This is a genomic window from Rhodococcus sp. 105337 (assembly GCF_012844225.1).
GTDB lineage: Bacteria > Actinomycetota > Actinomycetes > Mycobacteriales > Mycobacteriaceae > Rhodococcus.
Genome location: NZ_JABAGQ010000001.1, coordinates 191,226 through 206,629 on the forward strand (window position 1 = coordinate 191,226; position 15,404 = coordinate 206,629).

Annotated in this window: 19 protein-coding genes; 12 read left to right on the forward strand and 7 right to left on the reverse strand. The window is 66.7% G+C overall.

Annotation, left to right across the window (positions count from 1 at the left end; genetic code table 11):
- Nucleotides 1-137: 137 nt before the first annotated feature.
- Complete coding sequence (locus HF886_RS00980) at nt 138-293, forward strand: DUF6131 family protein (RefSeq protein ID WP_169619332.1); 156 nt, start codon at nt 138-140, stop codon at nt 291-293.
- Between the two features lie 138 nt (nt 294-431).
- Here the strand turns inward: HF886_RS00980 and HF886_RS00985 are convergent, their stop codons facing one another.
- The 4 genes from HF886_RS00985 to HF886_RS01000 all read right to left on the reverse strand — a co-directional run bounded on the left by HF886_RS00985 (nt 432) and on the right by HF886_RS01000 (nt 3,589).
- A complete protein-coding gene (locus tag HF886_RS00985) occupies nt 432-587 on the reverse strand; it encodes a CDGSH iron-sulfur domain-containing protein (RefSeq protein ID WP_169619605.1) in 156 nt (51 codons plus the stop codon).
- Nucleotides 588-672: 85 nt separating this feature from the next.
- Nucleotides 673-1,350 carry a HemK2/MTQ2 family protein methyltransferase gene (locus HF886_RS00990; RefSeq protein WP_346765266.1) on the reverse strand — a complete coding sequence of 226 codons (678 nt, stop codon included), beginning with the start codon at nt 1,348-1,350 and terminating at the stop codon, nt 673-675.
- A 194-nt stretch (nt 1,351-1,544) separates the two neighbouring features.
- The gene (locus tag HF886_RS00995) at nt 1,545-3,134 is read right to left on the reverse strand and encodes an NAD(P)/FAD-dependent oxidoreductase (protein WP_169651292.1); all 1,590 of its coding nucleotides are present in this window, start codon (nt 3,132-3,134) and stop codon (nt 1,545-1,547) included.
- Nucleotides 3,131-3,589: an SRPBCC family protein gene (locus HF886_RS01000; protein ID WP_169651293.1), complete on the reverse strand. Its 459-nt coding sequence runs from the start codon at nt 3,587-3,589 to the stop codon at nt 3,131-3,133. Before HF886_RS01000 ends, HF886_RS00995 begins: the two co-directional genes overlap by 4 nt.
- Nucleotides 3,590-3,769: 180 nt before the next feature.
- On the opposite strand from HF886_RS01000, the gene HF886_RS01005 reads away from it, so the two are divergent.
- Nucleotides 3,770-4,687, forward strand: coding sequence for a PfkB family carbohydrate kinase (locus HF886_RS01005; RefSeq protein ID WP_346765267.1), 918 nt, complete (start codon nt 3,770-3,772; stop codon nt 4,685-4,687).
- Complete coding sequence (locus tag HF886_RS01010) at nt 4,684-5,493, forward strand: 5'/3'-nucleotidase SurE (protein ID WP_169619328.1); 810 nt, start codon at nt 4,684-4,686, stop codon at nt 5,491-5,493. Before HF886_RS01005 ends, HF886_RS01010 begins: the two co-directional genes overlap by 4 nt.
- Nucleotides 5,494-5,586: 93 nt before the next feature.
- Here the strand turns inward: HF886_RS01010 and HF886_RS01015 are convergent, their stop codons facing one another.
- A complete protein-coding gene (locus HF886_RS01015; protein WP_169619327.1) occupies nt 5,587-6,768 on the reverse strand; it encodes a zinc-dependent alcohol dehydrogenase in 1,182 nt (393 codons plus the stop codon).
- A gap of 147 nt (nt 6,769-6,915) precedes the next feature.
- Here HF886_RS01015 and HF886_RS01020 point away from each other — a divergent pair, with 147 nt between their 5' ends.
- The 5 genes from HF886_RS01020 to HF886_RS01040 all read left to right on the forward strand — a co-directional run bounded on the left by HF886_RS01020 (nt 6,916) and on the right by HF886_RS01040 (nt 11,617).
- Complete coding sequence (locus HF886_RS01020) at nt 6,916-8,457, forward strand: FAD-dependent oxidoreductase (protein WP_169651295.1); 1,542 nt, start codon at nt 6,916-6,918, stop codon at nt 8,455-8,457.
- A gap of 64 nt (nt 8,458-8,521) precedes the next feature.
- Complete coding sequence (locus HF886_RS01025; RefSeq protein ID WP_169651296.1) at nt 8,522-9,094, forward strand: type 1 glutamine amidotransferase domain-containing protein; 573 nt, start codon at nt 8,522-8,524, stop codon at nt 9,092-9,094.
- A gap of 88 nt (nt 9,095-9,182) precedes the next feature.
- Nucleotides 9,183-9,335 (forward strand): hypothetical protein, encoded by a 153-nt coding sequence (locus HF886_RS01030; RefSeq protein ID WP_169619324.1) that lies wholly within the window; start codon nt 9,183-9,185, stop codon nt 9,333-9,335.
- A 54-nt stretch (nt 9,336-9,389) separates the two neighbouring features.
- Nucleotides 9,390-10,808: a trehalose-6-phosphate synthase gene (locus tag HF886_RS01035; protein ID WP_169651297.1), complete on the forward strand. Its 1,419-nt coding sequence runs from the start codon at nt 9,390-9,392 to the stop codon at nt 10,806-10,808.
- Between the two features lie 134 nt (nt 10,809-10,942).
- On the forward strand, nt 10,943-11,617 hold the full coding sequence (locus HF886_RS01040; RefSeq protein ID WP_169619322.1) for a PAS and ANTAR domain-containing protein: 675 nt from the start codon (nt 10,943-10,945) through the stop codon (nt 11,615-11,617).
- An 81-nt stretch (nt 11,618-11,698) separates the two neighbouring features.
- On the opposite strand, the gene HF886_RS01045 is transcribed toward HF886_RS01040, so the two are convergent.
- Nucleotides 11,699-11,944 (reverse strand): DUF6480 family protein, encoded by a 246-nt coding sequence (locus HF886_RS01045; RefSeq protein WP_169619321.1) that lies wholly within the window; start codon nt 11,942-11,944, stop codon nt 11,699-11,701.
- A 285-nt stretch (nt 11,945-12,229) separates the two neighbouring features.
- On the opposite strand from HF886_RS01045, the gene HF886_RS01050 reads away from it, so the two are divergent.
- Nucleotides 12,230-12,589, forward strand: coding sequence for a hypothetical protein (locus tag HF886_RS01050; RefSeq protein WP_169619320.1), 360 nt, complete (start codon nt 12,230-12,232; stop codon nt 12,587-12,589).
- A 32-nt stretch (nt 12,590-12,621) separates the two neighbouring features.
- On the opposite strand, the gene HF886_RS01055 is transcribed toward HF886_RS01050, so the two are convergent.
- Nucleotides 12,622-12,987 (reverse strand): anti-sigma factor antagonist, encoded by a 366-nt coding sequence (locus HF886_RS01055; protein ID WP_346765032.1) that lies wholly within the window; start codon nt 12,985-12,987, stop codon nt 12,622-12,624.
- Nucleotides 12,988-13,462: 475 nt separating this feature from the next.
- Between HF886_RS01055 and HF886_RS01060 the strand changes: the two genes are divergently transcribed.
- The 3 genes from HF886_RS01060 (at nt 13,463) to HF886_RS01070 (ending at nt 15,370) form a co-directional block, all read left to right on the forward strand.
- On the forward strand, nt 13,463-14,008 hold the full coding sequence (locus tag HF886_RS01060; RefSeq protein ID WP_169619318.1) for a GNAT family protein: 546 nt from the start codon (nt 13,463-13,465) through the stop codon (nt 14,006-14,008).
- 151 nt (nt 14,009-14,159) lie between these two features.
- Nucleotides 14,160-14,591 (forward strand): ATP-binding protein, encoded by a 432-nt coding sequence (locus tag HF886_RS01065; RefSeq protein ID WP_169619317.1) that lies wholly within the window; start codon nt 14,160-14,162, stop codon nt 14,589-14,591.
- Entirely contained in the window at nt 14,588-15,370 is a 783-nt protein-coding gene (locus tag HF886_RS01070) for a SigB/SigF/SigG family RNA polymerase sigma factor (protein ID WP_169619316.1), read from the forward strand. The genes HF886_RS01065 and HF886_RS01070 overlap by 4 nt, the downstream gene beginning before the upstream one ends.
- Nucleotides 15,371-15,404: the final 34 nt, after the last annotated feature.

The window sequence follows — 15,404 nt, forward strand, 5'->3', positions numbered from 1 at the left end:
CGCGACGCCCTCCGGTGCACCCCGCTCGGCCCGCACACAGAATTTTTTGGGGCGTGTGTTTCGATGCGGACAATCCGGGTATTCAGGACTTGGATCCGGAGCCGCTCGGCATCGGACAAGACAGCGAGGTGGACGCAATGATTGTTCTGGGCCTGATTCTTCTCGTGGTCGGATTCTTCACCGGGATCTCGATCCTGACGACACTGGGTGTCATCCTCCTGGTGATCGGCGTCATCATGGCAATCCTGGGAGCCTCCGGCAAGGCCGTCGGTGGTCGCGCCCACTGGTATTGATCCTTGGAACAGTCGAAGTCCGGACGCTACGGCGTCCGGGCTTCGGCTGTTGTGCGGTATCGGCAAGACACAAAAAGAAAGCCCGTTCGCCGGCACCCGATCACATGTTCGGGAATCCCGCGTTCGGGCTTTCTGCGGTTATCGGTCCCGGGACCGTATCGGCCGGCGATGACTGGTATCGCACAGCGGATACAACTCGCTACGCCGACATCGGCACACTGCCACGACGAACCGGTCCGATTCCGTCACGGACCCGTCCTCGGTCTCGATCCGAACCGGACCGTTCACGAGCATCGGTCCGCCTTTGACTTTGCGGACGACCGTGACGTCCTCTGCGCTACCGGTGGTCGCGTTCACCACGTGGCGGCCACCCTCGCTCTCAGTGCCTGCCTGCACGGATCACCACCACCTCTTCGGTATCGATGCCCTGTTGTGCCAGCTCCACTTCCTGGAGATAGCTCAGGCGACTCTGCAGGACCGGTCCGAACGGGATGCGTTCGCGGGCCACGACCGAGCCCGAAAGGCCGGCGGCGCGCACACGCTCGAGTGTTTCGTCTACCCCGGTGAATTCCGAGTGCACGAGCAACGCGAACCCGCGCGGAGACAAGAGCCGGGGCAAGGAGTCGCACAACGGGTCGAGCACCGATCGCCCGTCCGGACCGGCATCCCAGCGCGGATCCTCACTGCCCCGGCCGTCGTCCGGCACATAGGGCGGGTTGGAGAGAACCACGTCGAACGGACCGTGTTCCACGGCCACATCCAGACTTCCTCGAAGTACCGAGATCGGCAGCCTCCGCGACAGGGCATTTGCCCGCGCGGTGAGAACCGCCCTGCGTGAAATATCGAGCGCAGTCACCGCCCCGGCCCCCGCCCTGGCGGCTGTGATTGCGAGAAACCCACTCCCGGTACAGAAATCGAGGACTTTGGCGTCCTGTGCACCTCCGGCGTCGCGGAGCGCCCGCGCAAGAAGAAACGAATCCTCTTGGGGGCGGTACACACCGGGCAGACGCCACACTCGAGGGGAATCCGGACGGTCGAGGACTGGAGAAGTGGTCACAGCTACATCACCCCGGGGTTCGATGTGCGGAGTCGACGACTACGCACCAGCCAATGCCTGAGCCGACCGTGCGGAGAGCGCATCTTCCCGTCGACGACGCCCACAACGCGCCATCGAGCGGGTATTCGGTCATGGCCGCGAATACCCGTACCCCAGATCCGCGAAACCTGCCGTTTACGACCACGACTTCTCGGTCAGGACATCACCCGGCGCCCCAGGGCGTGCAGGCCGCGTCGCAGCGGCCCCGTCGCTCGCTGATCCTGCAGTGCGGCATCGGCGGCGTTCCAGCCGCACATTCCGTGTACGCCGCCGCCGGGGTGTGCTCCCGCACTGGCCAGATACAGCTTGCCCACCGGGGTCCGCGACCCGCCGAGTCCTGGCGCGGGACGAAGGAACAACTGCTGGTGGATCTGCGCGGTACCACCGTTGACCGCTCCACCGACCAGGTTGGCGTCAGCCGCTTCGAGATCGGCGGGACGCTGCACGGTCCGGCCCAGAATCGTGTCCCGGAATCCGGGCGCGTACGCCTCGAGCTGGGCGTCGACCCTCTCGGCGAGAAGGTCGGCGGACTCGTCGTCGGTGACGCCGCGGGGCAGGTGCGTGTACGCCCACGCACTTTCGGTCCCGGCGGGCGACCGGGTGGGATCCGTCGTCGTCATCTGCCCGAAGAGCAGGAACGGAGACTCCGGAACCACCCCTGTCGACAGATCCGCCGACCAGCGGACCATCGCGTTCGAATCGGCACCGACATGCACGGTGCCCGTCCGGGACAACGACTCCGACCGCCACGGCACAGGACTGTCGAGCGCGTAGTTCACCTTGACCACGGGCGTGTCCCATTCGAATCCCTGCAGGTCGGCACGGGCACGCTCGGTGACGGAGGAACTCGCGAGCAACTTTTCGTACAGCGCGGGCGCCGACACGTCCGCGAGTATCGCCCGGCGGACCTTCACCCGTCGTCCGCCCGCAGTACGCACCGCTACGGCGGTTCCGTCTTCGACGTCGATATCGGTGACGCGATCGCCACATCGGATCTGCACACCGGCATGTTCACCGCGGCGGACCAGAGCGTCGGTGAGGGCACCCGCACCGCCGACCGGACACGGGAAACCCACGTCCTGGGCGAGCATGGTCAAGAGGTAACCCATCACGCCGCTGCCCGGGGCGTCGGGAGGGATATCGGAGTGCATGGCATTGCCGAGCAGGAGCAGGCGGGCTGCATCTCCGCCGAACAATTCCTCGCTCAGGCGACGGACGGGAAGCGCCAGCATCCTGGCGAAGCGCAGAGATTCCGCAGGCCCGAGTGCGCGCAGCAGTGACGTCGAACCCCGAACCGGCGGGAACGGGGAAAGAAGCAGCTTCAGCAGTGAACTGCGCACCGTGTTCCACTGCTCGACGAGTGCCATCCAGGCTTCCCCGTCACCGGCGCACCGGCGCTCGAGATCGGCGGCGGTGTCTTCGGCACGGCGCGAGACCACCACCGCGTCCTCGTCCTCGGGACCGAGCGGATGACCGAACGAGTTGGGAGACCGGCTCCAGCTCAAACCGTGGGACTCGAGGTCGAGTGCGGCAAAGGCGGGCGACACCGCTCCGAGCGGATAGAACGCGCTGAACAGGTCGGTCCGGAAACCCGGATGGAGTTCGGCGCTGCGTACGGCACCGCCGGGTTGCGGTTGTTCCTCGAGCACCAGTACGTCCCAGCCGGCATCCGCGAGTGCCGCCGCTGCGGTGAGTCCGTTGGGACCGGCACCGATGACGACGGCATCGACAGTTTCGGTGCTCATCGCGCGGGCCCCGAGGGAGTCGCACGTTGCGCGAGGAGCGTCAACCGGGACAGGCACTCCCGATTCCGCGGCCATACCGCGGATTCCTGTACGAACTCGGGCAGCATGCTGGGGAGCCCGCTCACGACGTGCTCGGACATGGTGATCGTCGACCCGCCTCCGGACGCGGGTTCGATCGTCAACCTGATCTCGGCCTGGCCGAAAGCCCAGGCGCGTGCACGCAAGACGAGTTCTCGTTCGGGGGTCGCCGAGAGAACCTCGGTGCGGTCGTCGAGCAGCACGGGCCAGAGTCCGACCGAATGATGGATGCGGCTGCCGACGGCCGGCCAGGTCGCGTCGACCTTCCGAATGCGGGAGGCTCCGACGACCCACGTCGCATAGCTCCACCCGTCCGCCAGGACATCCCACACCCGGCTCGGCGAAGCAGTGGTCTCCTTGCGCGCGACTTTGGTCATCCCCGATTTCCCTCCTCGTCCGCGGTCCGTGCCGGGGGCATACCCGCGACCGCTCCGGCCCACACCGGCGCCTCGCGCGCGGGTGTGAGACGAGAAGCGGAGGGGTACCTGAGCGACATGCCCGCAGACAGAGAAGAACCCACACAGTCCGACGACGCAAGACAGGGAGCATCTGCATTCGTGTTCGCTCCCTCACCCCTGCTGACGGTCACGATCGAAAAAGCGCCGAGCGGGAGCACAGAACTGCACGTGCATCCCGGTGGACAGGGTTTCTGGATCGGCCGGATGGCATCCATCCTGGGCATGGACGTACACCTGTGCGGCCCCTTCGGCGGTGAGTCCGGCGGCATTCTCGTCGACCTCATCGGCCGCGAAGGCATCACGGTCCATCCGGTGTCTTCCGCCTCCGACAACGGCTCGTACGTCCACGACCGTCGCGGCGGCGAACGCGAAGTGGTCGTGGAGGTCGAGCCACCCACGCTCACCCGCCACGAGACGGACGACCTCTTCAGCGCCTCGCTCGGCGCAGGCATGTCCGCCGATGTTGCGATCATCGGCGGGCCGCACTGCGACGACGCCGTACCCACCGAGCTCTACACCCGCCTCTGCGCCGACCTGTCCGCCCTGAAGATCCCGGTCGTGGCAGATCTCTCGGGCCCGACCCTGACCGCCGCGCTGGAAGGCGGGGTGTCGCTGCTGAAGGTGAGCCACGAGGACCTCATCGAAGACGGCCGCGCGGCCTCGGAGGACCTCGACGACCTCATCGCCGCCATGCACTCGCTGCACAAGGAAGGTGCCGGAAGCGTCGTGATCTCACGTGCGGCCGACCCGGCGATCGCACTGCACGACGGGGTGGTCTGGGAGGTCGAGGCGCCCCCGGTGCAGTCGGTGGACCACCGTGGCGCCGGCGACTCGATGACCGCGGGCCTCGCCGTCGGCTATGCCGACGGACTCCCGTTCGAGCAAGCTCTCCGGCTCGGTGCCGCCGCCGGCGCAGTGAACGTCACGCGACGAGGACTCGCCACCGGTCAGCGGCACTCGATCGAGAAGATGACCGAGAACGTGCAGGTGCGACGGCTGGAGAAGGACCACACATGAAGGCGCTGATCGTCAACGACGACGGAATCGACAGTCCCGGGCTGGCCGCGCTGGCCCGGGTCGCCGTCGCGGCGGGCCTCGACGTGCAGGTGGCAGCACCCCACATCGAACGAAGCGGCGCCAGCGCAGCGCTGAGCGCCCTCGAGGACGACGGAAAGCTGAAGGTGTCGCGGCGGTCCATGCCGGAGCTTCCCGACGTGGACGTTCTCGCGGTCCACGCGTCCCCGGCATTGATCACGTTCGTCGCGTCGTACGGCGCCTTCGGTGACACCCCCGACCTCGTTCTATCGGGGATCAACCTCGGGCCCAACACCGGTCGCGCGATCCTTCATTCCGGAACCGTGGGCGCCGCTCTCACCGCGGCGGCTCACGGGGCCCGCGCGGTCGCGTTGTCGCTCAACGCATCCGATCCCTCGTCGTGGGAGACCGCGGAATACATCGCCGAACGTGCCGTGCGATGGTCGATGGAGCACGGGGAACCCGGCGAGGTCCTCAACGTGAACATCCCCGATGTTCCGGTCGAGGAACTGCACGGGCTGCGCGAGGCCCAGCTGGCCGAATTCGGTGCGGTTCAGGCGGAGATCTCCGACTCGGACGAGGACTACGACGATCAATACGATGACGACGACACCCGCACCGTGACCATGTCCTTCAAGGCCATCGACATCCACGGGCCGGACGACACCGACGCCGTGTTGCTCAGCCGCGGGTGGGCCACCGCGACCGTCCTGCAGATGCCGTTCGAGATGGCGGGGTCCGATCTAGGCGACCTCGGATTCTCCCGGGACGGTGTGTCCCCTTCCTGAGCCCGCGTCTCCCGGCACTCGAGCACAACACCGACGGCACCGCGCCCCACGTGGATATCCACGTGGGGCGCGGTGCCGAGTGCGGACGATCGATTACGGATGCAGGGCGATCTTGATCGCGCCGTCTTCCTTGCGCTGGAAGATCTCGTACGCGTGCGGTGCCTCCGCCAGGGACAGCCTGTGCGTCGCGAAGGTGTCCACTCCGAGCGGATCGTCGTCCGTCAGCAGCGGAAGAATCTCCGGCACCCAGTGGAGGACGTTGGCCTGACCCATGCGCAGCCGGATCTGCTTGTCGAACATCGTCATCATGGGCATGGGATCGGTCATCCCGCCGTACACGCCGCTGAGCGAGATGGTGCCGCCGCGTCGCACGATATCGATGGCCGTGTACAGCGCGTGAAGCCTGTCCACTCCTGCTTTCTCCATCAGCGGTTCCGCGATCGCCGAGGGCAGGAATCCTGTCGCCGTCTGGGCAAGCTTGGCCACCGGCGACCCGTGCGCTTCCATCCCCACCGCGTCGATCACCGAGTCGGTGCCGCGACCGTCGGTGCGGTCGCGGATGATGTCGCCGAGATCGCTGCCCGCCTCACGGAGGTCGATCGTCTCCATACCGCGGGAAGCGGCACGAGCGAGCCGTTCCGGCACCAGATCGACCGCGATCACGCGCGCACCCCGGTGCATGGCGATACGTCCTGCCATCTCGCCGATCGGCCCCAGCCCCAGCACCGCCACCGTGCCGCCGTCCGGAATGTTCGCGTATTCCACCGCCTGCCAGGCGGTGGGCAACACGTCCGAGAGGTAGGAGAAGCGGTCGTCGGCCGGCCCGTCGGGAACCTTGATGTGAGTCGAGTCGGCCAGGGGAACACGGAGATACTCCGCCTGTGCACCCGGCACGCTGCCGTACAACTTCGAGTATCCGAAAAGTGCTGCGCCACTCCCCTCTTCGCGAACCTGAGTGGTTTCACACTGCGACTGGAGCCCGTGGTCGCACATGAAGCAGCTGCCGCACGATATCTGGAACGGGATGACCACTCGGTCTCCCGGAGTCAGGCTGGTGACACCGGCGCCGACTTCTTCCACGATCCCCATCGGTTCGTGCCCGAGAATATCGCCGGGCGTCATGAAGGCGCCGAGCACCTCGTACAGGTGCAGATCCGACCCGCAGATGTTGGTGGTCGTGACTCGAATGACGGCGTCGGTCGGCTTCTCGATCTTCGCGTCGGGGACATTGTCGACGCTGACCTTTCGACGGCCTTGCCATGTCACTGCCTTCATCGGGAACTCCTCCGCTGTGGATTGCACGTGTTTTCCGGGCTACCCGGCCCCCGCCGGGGTTAACCGCGCCGATCGGGGTATCCGCCGGGCACGAGATCCCGGATCGACCGGCGCACCCGCCCGACCCCACCACGAAGGAGATCGCACGTGACGTCATTGTGGCTCGCACGAGACGCCGAGGCCGGCACCCACACCAGCGACGAGTGGACGCAGCGACGCGAGGTGTACGACACCGTCGTCGTCGGCGCGGGGCTGACAGGCGTCGTCACCGCCTTGCTGCTCGCCCGGTCCGGGCAGCGCGTCGCCATCCTCGAAGCACGTGATATCGGGGCGGTGACCACCGGCAACACCACCGCCAAGGTGAGCCTCCTCCAGGGGACCGCCCTGTCACAGATCTCGCGCCGGCATTCCCGCCCGGTCGTGCAGGCGTACGTGGACGGCAATCTCGGCGCCCAGCGGTGGATCGCCGAGTTCTGCAAGCACAACGACGTGGCAACGGAGACCGCCGACGCGTACACGTACGCCGTGAGCGGCGAGAGCGTGGGCTCGGTCGAGGCAGAACACCGCAGTTGCCGCGCGGCGGGCCTGCCGACGCGAACCGTGACCGACACCGAGTTGCCCTATCCCGTCGCCTCGGCGGTCGTGCTGCCGAATCAGATCCAGTTCGACCCCATGCCGATGCTGCGCGCTGCTGTGCGCGAACTCCGGGCGAACGACGGCGAGGTCTTCACCGGGATCCGCGCCGTGTCGGCCTCGGCGGACAGCGGCGGCTGCACGGTCGAGACCGAGTCCGGAAGCGTGCGCGGCGCGCACGTCGTACTGGCCACAGGCATGCCGATCCTGGATCGAGGCGGGTTCTTCGCGCGACTCGAACCGGAACGCTCGTACGCCTGCGCGTTCGAGGTGGCAGAGACACCGCCCAGCGGCATGTACCTGTCGGTGGACTCGCCCACCCGCTCGATCCGGACCGCCCCCGCGGCGAATCCTCGGAGCGCCTCCTCGTCCGGCAACGACCACCCTCTGCTGCTCGTCGGCGGCAACGGCCACGTGGTGGGCCGGCACAAGGGATCCACCCGTGCCGCTGTCGCGGACCTCATCGCGTGGACGCAGCGGCATTTCCCGGGAGCGAAGCCCGTCGCGCGATGGTCCGCGCAGGACTACAGCACGCTCGATTCGCTGCCGTACGTCGGTCCACTGCTCCCGACAACGGACCGCCTCTGGGTCGCGACCGGCTACGGCAAGTGGGGTATGACCAACGCGGTCACCGCCGCGCACCTGTTGAGCACCCGGATCACCGGTGAACGCGATCCCGAGATCGAGGCGTGGGCTCCCGGGTATTCGGCGTGGAGCCCGTCCCAGCTGTTCGACGTCCCGAGCGCGGTGAAGCTCAACGCGGGCGTGGGCATCAACCTCGCCCGCGGATGGTGGAACGCGGAGACCAGCTCGGACTCCTCGACCGCACCCGGCGAGGGCGAAGGACGCGTCGCGCGCGACTGCGGCCTTCCCGTCGGCATATCCACGATCGACGGCCGGACCCAGCGGGTGTCGGCGGTGTGCCCGCATCTCGGAGGGGTACTGCGATGGAACGACGAAGAGGCCTCCTGGGACTGTCCCCTGCACGGATCTCGCTTCGCCGCCGACGGCACCCGGCTCGAAGGACCGGCGACGAGTGACCTGAATCGCCGCTGACCGCGACGTTTCCTGACACACGGCCCGGGGTATCCGGGTCCGGATCGAGAAAGGCACGATAGATATGACTACAGCGGAACAAGGCCGTCTCGCGGGACGCAGGATTGCGGTCCTCGCCACCGACGGTGTCGAAGAGGTAGAGCTCGTCGAGCCATGGAAGGCCGTCGAAAAAGAAGGCGCGACACTCGAACTGTTGTCGCTCCGGACCGGCGAGATCCAGGCGATGCAGCAGGATGTGAACGAAGCCGGCAAGTACCCCGTGGACCGGGCGGTAGCCGACGCGAACGTCTCCGATTTCGACGCACTGCTGCTTCCGGGCGGCACCACCAACCCGGATCATCTGCGCCAGGATCCCGACGCTGTCGCCTTCGTGCGGGACTTCGTGCAATCGGACAAGCCCGTCGGCGTGATCTGCCACGGCCCGTGGACGTTGGTGGAAGCCGGAGTCGTGGACGGCCGCACGTTGACCTCGTATCCGAGCGTGCGCACCGACATCCGGAATGCCGGTGGAACCGTCGTCGACAAAGAGGTGGTCATCGACCGGAACCTGGTGTCCAGCCGGAACCCGGACGACCTCCCCGCATTCTGCGCAGCCGTCATCGACGTGGTCGCCGACGCGGGTTCGGGTAGCTCCTGACCGAGACGGATGACGGAGAAACCCGTCCGACAGCGCACGTGCCCAGTTGTGAGAAGTACTTGTTGTGAGAAGAAAGGACCCCTCGACGATGGTTGAGGTCCACGCACTGCCCGACCCCGCTGCGGCGACGCCCTCGCCCGCCGCGGTCGGGGCACGTTTCAGCACCGCCGAAATCAAGCGCCGCATCGACGCGATGTTCGACGAAGTGCAGGCCGTCGAAGTGGAGCGGCTGGAGGCGTGACTTCCCAGCTCACGCAGCCTGCCGCCCGCATACCGATGCGAAAGTTGAACAACGATGAGTGAGACGTCCTCCAACCGATTCGTGGTCGTGGCCAACCGGCTTCCGGTGGACCTGGAGACCCCGCCGGACGGTGGGCCAGGGGTGTGGCGTCGGAGCCCCGGCGGGCTCGTGACGGCGCTCGAGCCGGTCCTCCGTTCCGCCGACGGCGCGTGGGTCGGCTGGCCCGGCACCCCCGACGTGGACCTCGACCCGTTCGTCGAGGAGGGCTTGACCCTTCATCCGGTGCGACTGAGCGAAGCGGAAGTCACGGAGTACTACGAGGGTTTCTCCAACGAGACGCTCTGGCCGCTCTACCACGATGCGGTGATCGCGCCGACGTTCGACCGCGCCTGGTGGCGCACCTACGAGAAGGTCAACCGCCGGTTCGCCGAGGAGGCCGCTCGGGCGGCAGCGCCCGGCGCCACCGTGTGGGTTCACGACTACCAGCTTCAGCTGGTCCCCCGGATGCTTCGCGACCTGCGCCCCGATCTGAGGATCGGGTTCTTCCTGCATATCCCGTTCCCTCCCACCGAATTGTTCCTCCAGCTGCCGTGGCGGAAGGAGATCCTCGAGGGACTCATGGGTGCCGACCTTGTCGGTTTCCACCTGCCCGGCGGCGCCGAGAACTTCCTGTACCTCGCCCGACGGCTGCTCGACCTCCCGAGTTCTCCTCGTGGGACCACCGGAGGCGGCACCATCGATCTCGGGGATCGACGCGTGCGGGTCGGCGCGTATCCGATCTCGATCGATTCCGCACAGCTGCGCGACCAGTCGGTCACGGCCGCAACGAAACTGCGCGCCAAGGAGATACGTGCGGAGCTGGGCGACCCGGAGACGATTCTCCTGGGTGTCGATCGGCTCGACTACACCAAGGGGATCAGCGTTCGGCTCGAGGCATTGCGCGAGTTGCTCGTCGAGGGCACGCTCGACCCCGAAAAGGTCGTCATGGTCCAGCTCGCGACCCCCAGCCGCGAACGGCTCTCCGCGTACGCGTCCTTGCGCGACGACATCGAACGGCAGGTCGGAAACATCAACGGCGAGTTCGGGCAGCTCGGACGGCCCGTGGTGCATTACCTGCACCGGCCCGTCGATCGCGACGAACTGGTCGCGATGTACGCCGGGGCCGACGTCATGGTTGTCACCCCGTTCCGCGACGGTATGAATCTCGTCGCCAAGGAGTACGTGGCGTGTCACGGCGACGGGAGCGGAGCGCTCGTGCTGAGCGAGTTCGCGGGGGCCGCCGCAGAGTTGAGGCGTGCGCACGTGGTGAACCCGCACGATCTCGAGGACGTCAAACGTGCCGTGGTGAACGCCGTGGGAGAAGACCGGGCGAGCGCCGCGCGGCGAATGCGCTCCATGCACAAACACGTGATGGCACACGACGTCGACCGCTGGGCGAATTCGTTCCTGTCCCACCTCACCGAGGATCACTGACCGGTCCGGACAATTTGTGACGCGGGTCGCATTATCAGCTGTGACCGACGTGCCCCATAGATGCCGTTTGGTTCGCCACCGCCTCACTCGAGGCGGTGGCGACGACGCTCGGTGTGTGCCGCATAATCGGACATATGACGGACCGCAGCATCCCGGAGGAGCCCGCACTGGCCGGGCACGCCGGAGACGGTGCCACCCAGCATGTGGGTAGCTTCAGGTACTTGCTCGCAAACGACGCATGGGAATGGTCGGATGCCGTCGCGAGGATGCACGGCTACGAGCCCGGAACCGTCACGCCGACCACCGACCTGCTTCTTCAACACAAACACCCGGACGACAAAGAACACATCGCGATGCTTCTCGACGCGGTGCGTTCGGCGGGTGAACCGTTCAGTAGCCGGCACCGGATCATCGACACCGCTGGGAACGTGAAGCGTGTCGCCGTGATCGGGGACCGGCTCGTCGACGAGGACGGCACCCTGCTCGGCACCTCGGGCTTCTATCTGGACTTGTCCGATGCATTCGAGGAAGAGGTCCGCGAGGGTGTCGACCTGGCGGTGAACGCACTCGCCGAATCCCGCGCCGTGATCGAACAGGCCAAAGGCGTCCTCATGCTCGTGTACTGCATTTCGCCCCAGCACGCTTTCGAGGTGCTGGCCTGGCGGTCGCAGGAAACGAACGTCAAACTCCGGGTACTCGCCGAGCAACTCGTCGCCGACATCACTGCGGGCCCCGGGACCGAAGCGATGAGCCGGACGGAGTTCGACCACCTGCTCATGACGCTGCACGAGCGCGTCGGGAACGAATAGCGGGAGCCGCCCTCCGTACGGCTCCTTCGTCCCCGACCGCCGGCAGACAGCGCAGAGCGGCCGGACTTCAGCGCCGGGGAATCAGAGCAACACCGCGACGATGACCGCCACGAAGATCGCCACGATCACAGCGATGGAAACGAGTGCGACCCACCCACTGACGGGGAAGTGGTTTCTCGTTTCCGGTTCCGGTGCGGACAACCCGGAGGTCTGACCGGATTCGGGAGGGGTGGAACCGGGGCTGACCCCGCCGCCCTGCTCGAGATCGGGTGTCGACGCCGGATCGGGATCGGTATTGCGGTGTGGTTCGGGATCGGAGACAGTCACACATCCTCCTCGGATCGTCGCTTCGGTTCGTGATCGGCAGGGAACACCGACAGCGGGATCGCCGCCCTGCCCGACCGTTCCTCCGGAGTACCCGGGACCCGCTGTTCGAACCGCACCGACAGCATCCGGCTCGATGCGAGTGCTCTGCGCCGGGGATTACTTACCCGCGTGTGGGGTAGTCGTTGGGTAGTGCCCCACCACGGACGAACCGGCTCGGGGAGGCCGCGTCACGGCGGTGTGGCGCACTGGAACGCGATCGAAACTACCTACAACACAGGATATTCCATGACACCTGAGGTCAAGAACCCCCGGAACGACTCACGGCTCGCACGGACAGCGATGTGGTACGCCGCAGGCGTGATTGCGCTTGCCGCCGTCGTCGCGGCCGGTGTGATCGTGTGGGCAAGCCTGAATACAGGCGATACCTGCGCCGACGCGGACTTCGCGGTCTGTACCGACCCCGCGCGCGCGATCCTCGCATTCGGCCCGGTTCTGATCTTGCTCCTCGGTGGGCTGGGCGCTTTCGTGCAGACCTTCCGGGTCTGGCAGGCGGCCGGCCGGTGGCAGATTTGGCATGGCACCGGATGGGCGCTGTTTGTACTGATGGTGCTCTACGCGGGCTTTGCCGCAGGTATAGCAGTGTGATCCCGCTCGACCTCCCCCCGGAGTCGCCGGGCTCAGGACGCCCGGTCGAGCCCGAGCGTCGCGAGAGCATTGTCGAGCGACGGGTGCGCGACGACGGGGATGGTGGCCCCGAGCACGCGGAACAAGCGGTGCACGGGCCTGCTCCCTACCAGTGCCCAGTGATACCCGCCCTGCTCGCAGCGTGTCTCCAGGTGTTCGAAGACCCTGAGGCCGGCAGCACCGAAGAAGTCGACGTCGGAGAGGTCGAGGACGATGCGGGACGTTTCCAGGTGTCGGGCGGCGAAATCACGCAACGCGTGCGCATTACGGATGTCGATCTCTCCACGCACCCTGATCTGGATGACGTCGGAGCCGATCGGGAGGGCACTGAATTCTGCTCCGAACCACTGCTCGACCACGACGTCGGAGGGTGCAGGGCATACCGACCACGTAGCCGCGGTCGACCATCGATGAGGCGATGCGATTCGCTGAGAAACTGTCATGACACTTCCCAACACAGACGATGTTGTTAAGCGCGACGACAGCGGTGGCACTCCGGCTACCTACCGAAAAACCTCGCGGCCGCGTGGCGCTTCCGAGTTCCCGGCTGTGTGCTCAACCTTCCCAAACACTAGTGCAACCGGCGCCAGCTCTCAACCGCCGTCCGCTGTCCCGAGTGGCCCTGACCTCACATAGATCGGCGGTCTCGCCCCTCGATCCACGACCGGCCGACGGCGTGGCCTTCGCGCGCGGCGAGAATCTGCGCGCGGGTGTCGACCCGGGGCGCGCCGGAGCCGCTGTCGAGATGTGCAGCGCCGGAAGCCTCTTGGTGTGATCCTGACGACCGGCTTCGTGGTGTGGACCGCGTGCTCGTCACGTTGTTAGGGTCGCGGCGTGCCCTTCCGATTGCCGTTGAGGACCGACCGGTTGCGCCTGCGACTTCATCGCCCCGATGATCTCGATTGGATGGTAGCGGTCCACTCCCGGCCGGACGTCGCACGCTTTCTGCTGGACGATCCGTGGACCGAGGCTCGCGGGGCAGAGGTTCTGGACAAGCGTCTGGCGCGCACCGACCTCGACGGCGAGGAGGGGGCCGTAGCGCTGATCCTGGAGCACGACGGCGCGCCGGTCGGCGATATCTCGCTCTGGCTCACCGATCGCGAGCACCGGTCGGCCGAGATCGGCTGGGTACTCGATCCGGCCCACACCGGTCGCGGATTCGCTCGCGAGGCGGTCCGGACCGTCCTCACAACCGGGTTCGACCATGGCCGGCTGCACCGCGTCGCCGCTCAGATGGACGCTCGCAATACGCCTTCGGCTCGACTGGCAGCTGCCGTCGGGATGCGACGGGAGGCTCATTTCCGGCAGGACTTCTGGAGCAAGGGCGAGTGGACGGACAGCTTCGTGTACGCCGTACTGGCGTCGGACCCCAGGCCGTGACTCGGCGGGGGAACCCGCCGTGTAAGTGACTTTCGCTGCTCATGAGGTAGGCGGGAGGTTGAACACGGGGCGGTGTGGGTAGCCTTGCCGGGACACCTCAAGGAAACGACCCCCTGACCTGCTTCGACCCCCTCATGGAGATCAAAACCTCATGGCCAATTCCGCGTCGATCGAATCGGCACGAGACCACACCACCCCGGTAGTCGAACTGCGAGTTCAGGCCGACCCCGCCCAGCTGTCCGTACTTCGCGCGGTCGCTGCCGCAATCGCGCTGCAACACGACTTCGATCTCGATACGGTGGCCGACGTGAAACTCGCCGTGGACGAGGCCGCGACCCGTCTCATCATGGGCGCGCCGGATGGCGCGACCCTGTCGTGCAGCTTTCAACTGGTGCCCGGCCGGCTCCGTATCGCCTTGACCGCCCCCACCGCGAACGCCAACGCGGTCGGGCAACCCCGTTCGTTCGGGTGGCACGTGCTCAACTCGCTGACCGACTCCATCTCGGTGTCGTCGGAGGATCACGGGGACGGCACCCTCTCCACCATCGACATGTCCATCGCAGAAGGTAGTGCCGCTCGGTGAGCCGAAATCCAGCACGATCGAGCGACGAGTACGCCGACGTAACCGAAACCTTGAGCAAGCTCCTGACGCTGAGTCAGGACGACCCGGAACGGTCGGCGATCCGTGATGCGGTCGTCGAGCGCTGCCTGCCCCTCGCCGAGCACATCGCGCGCCGATTCGACGGGCGAGGCGAAGCGTTCGAGGACCTGCTTCAGGTCGCGCGCCTCGGCCTCGTCAATGCCGTCGACCGCTTCGACACCGAACGCGGGTCCGACTTCGTGTCGTTCGCAGTGCCGACGATCATGGGTGAGGTCCGGCGTCATTTCCGCGACACCGGATGGGCCGTGCGCGTTCCGCGCCGCATGAAGGAACTCCACCTCTCCTTGAGCAAGGCGACCTCCGAACTCTCGCAGCACCTGGGCAGGGCCCCAACAGCAGCGGAACTCGCGGCGGAACTGGGGATCGACCAAGAAGAGGTCATGCAGGGCCTGGTCGCCGGCAACGCATACCAGACCGTGTCCGTGGATCGTTCGTCCCCGTCGGGTGACGACGGCCTGACCCTGGCCGACACACTCGGTGACTACGACGCGGCGCTCGACGAGGTGGAGAACCACGAGGCACTGCGTCCACTGCTCGAGGCGCTTCCCGCCCGCGAACGCACGGTGGTTCTGCTCCGGTTCTTCGGCAACATGACCCAGACGCAGATCGCCGAGCGTGTCGGGGTGTCGCAGATGCACGTGTCTCGCCTGCTCACCAAGACGCTCGCGCAACTGCGCGAGCAACTCGGCGACAACTTCTGATCACAGATACCCCTCGACACCACACCGCCCCCGA

What these genes read in the sequence shown, in the direction of transcription:
- HF886_RS01035 (WP_169651297.1), top strand. Translation starts at nt 9,390, where the DNA reads ATGAGTGAGACGTCCTCCAACCGATTCGTGGTCGTGGCCAACCGGCTT.
- HF886_RS01050 (WP_169619320.1), top strand. Translation starts at nt 12,230, where the DNA reads ATGACACCTGAGGTCAAGAACCCCCGGAACGACTCACGGCTCGCACGG.
- HF886_RS01010 (WP_169619328.1), top strand. Translation starts at nt 4,684, where the DNA reads ATGAAGGCGCTGATCGTCAACGACGACGGAATCGACAGTCCCGGGCTG.
- HF886_RS00980 (WP_169619332.1), top strand. Translation starts at nt 138, where the DNA reads ATGATTGTTCTGGGCCTGATTCTTCTCGTGGTCGGATTCTTCACCGGG.
- HF886_RS01030 (WP_169619324.1), top strand. Translation starts at nt 9,183, where the DNA reads ATGGTTGAGGTCCACGCACTGCCCGACCCCGCTGCGGCGACGCCCTCG.
- HF886_RS00985 (WP_169619605.1), bottom strand. Translation starts at nt 587, where the DNA reads ATGCTCGTGAACGGTCCGGTTCGGATCGAGACCGAGGACGGGTCCGTG.
- HF886_RS01025 (WP_169651296.1), top strand. Translation starts at nt 8,522, where the DNA reads ATGACTACAGCGGAACAAGGCCGTCTCGCGGGACGCAGGATTGCGGTC.
- HF886_RS01015 (WP_169619327.1), bottom strand. Translation starts at nt 6,768, where the DNA reads ATGAAGGCAGTGACATGGCAAGGCCGTCGAAAGGTCAGCGTCGACAAT.
- HF886_RS01040 (WP_169619322.1), top strand. Translation starts at nt 10,943, where the DNA reads ATGACGGACCGCAGCATCCCGGAGGAGCCCGCACTGGCCGGGCACGCC.
- HF886_RS01065 (WP_169619317.1), top strand. Translation starts at nt 14,160, where the DNA reads ATGGCCAATTCCGCGTCGATCGAATCGGCACGAGACCACACCACCCCG.
- HF886_RS01000 (WP_169651293.1), bottom strand. Translation starts at nt 3,589, where the DNA reads ATGACCAAAGTCGCGCGCAAGGAGACCACTGCTTCGCCGAGCCGGGTG.
- HF886_RS00995 (WP_169651292.1), bottom strand. Translation starts at nt 3,134, where the DNA reads ATGAGCACCGAAACTGTCGATGCCGTCGTCATCGGTGCCGGTCCCAAC.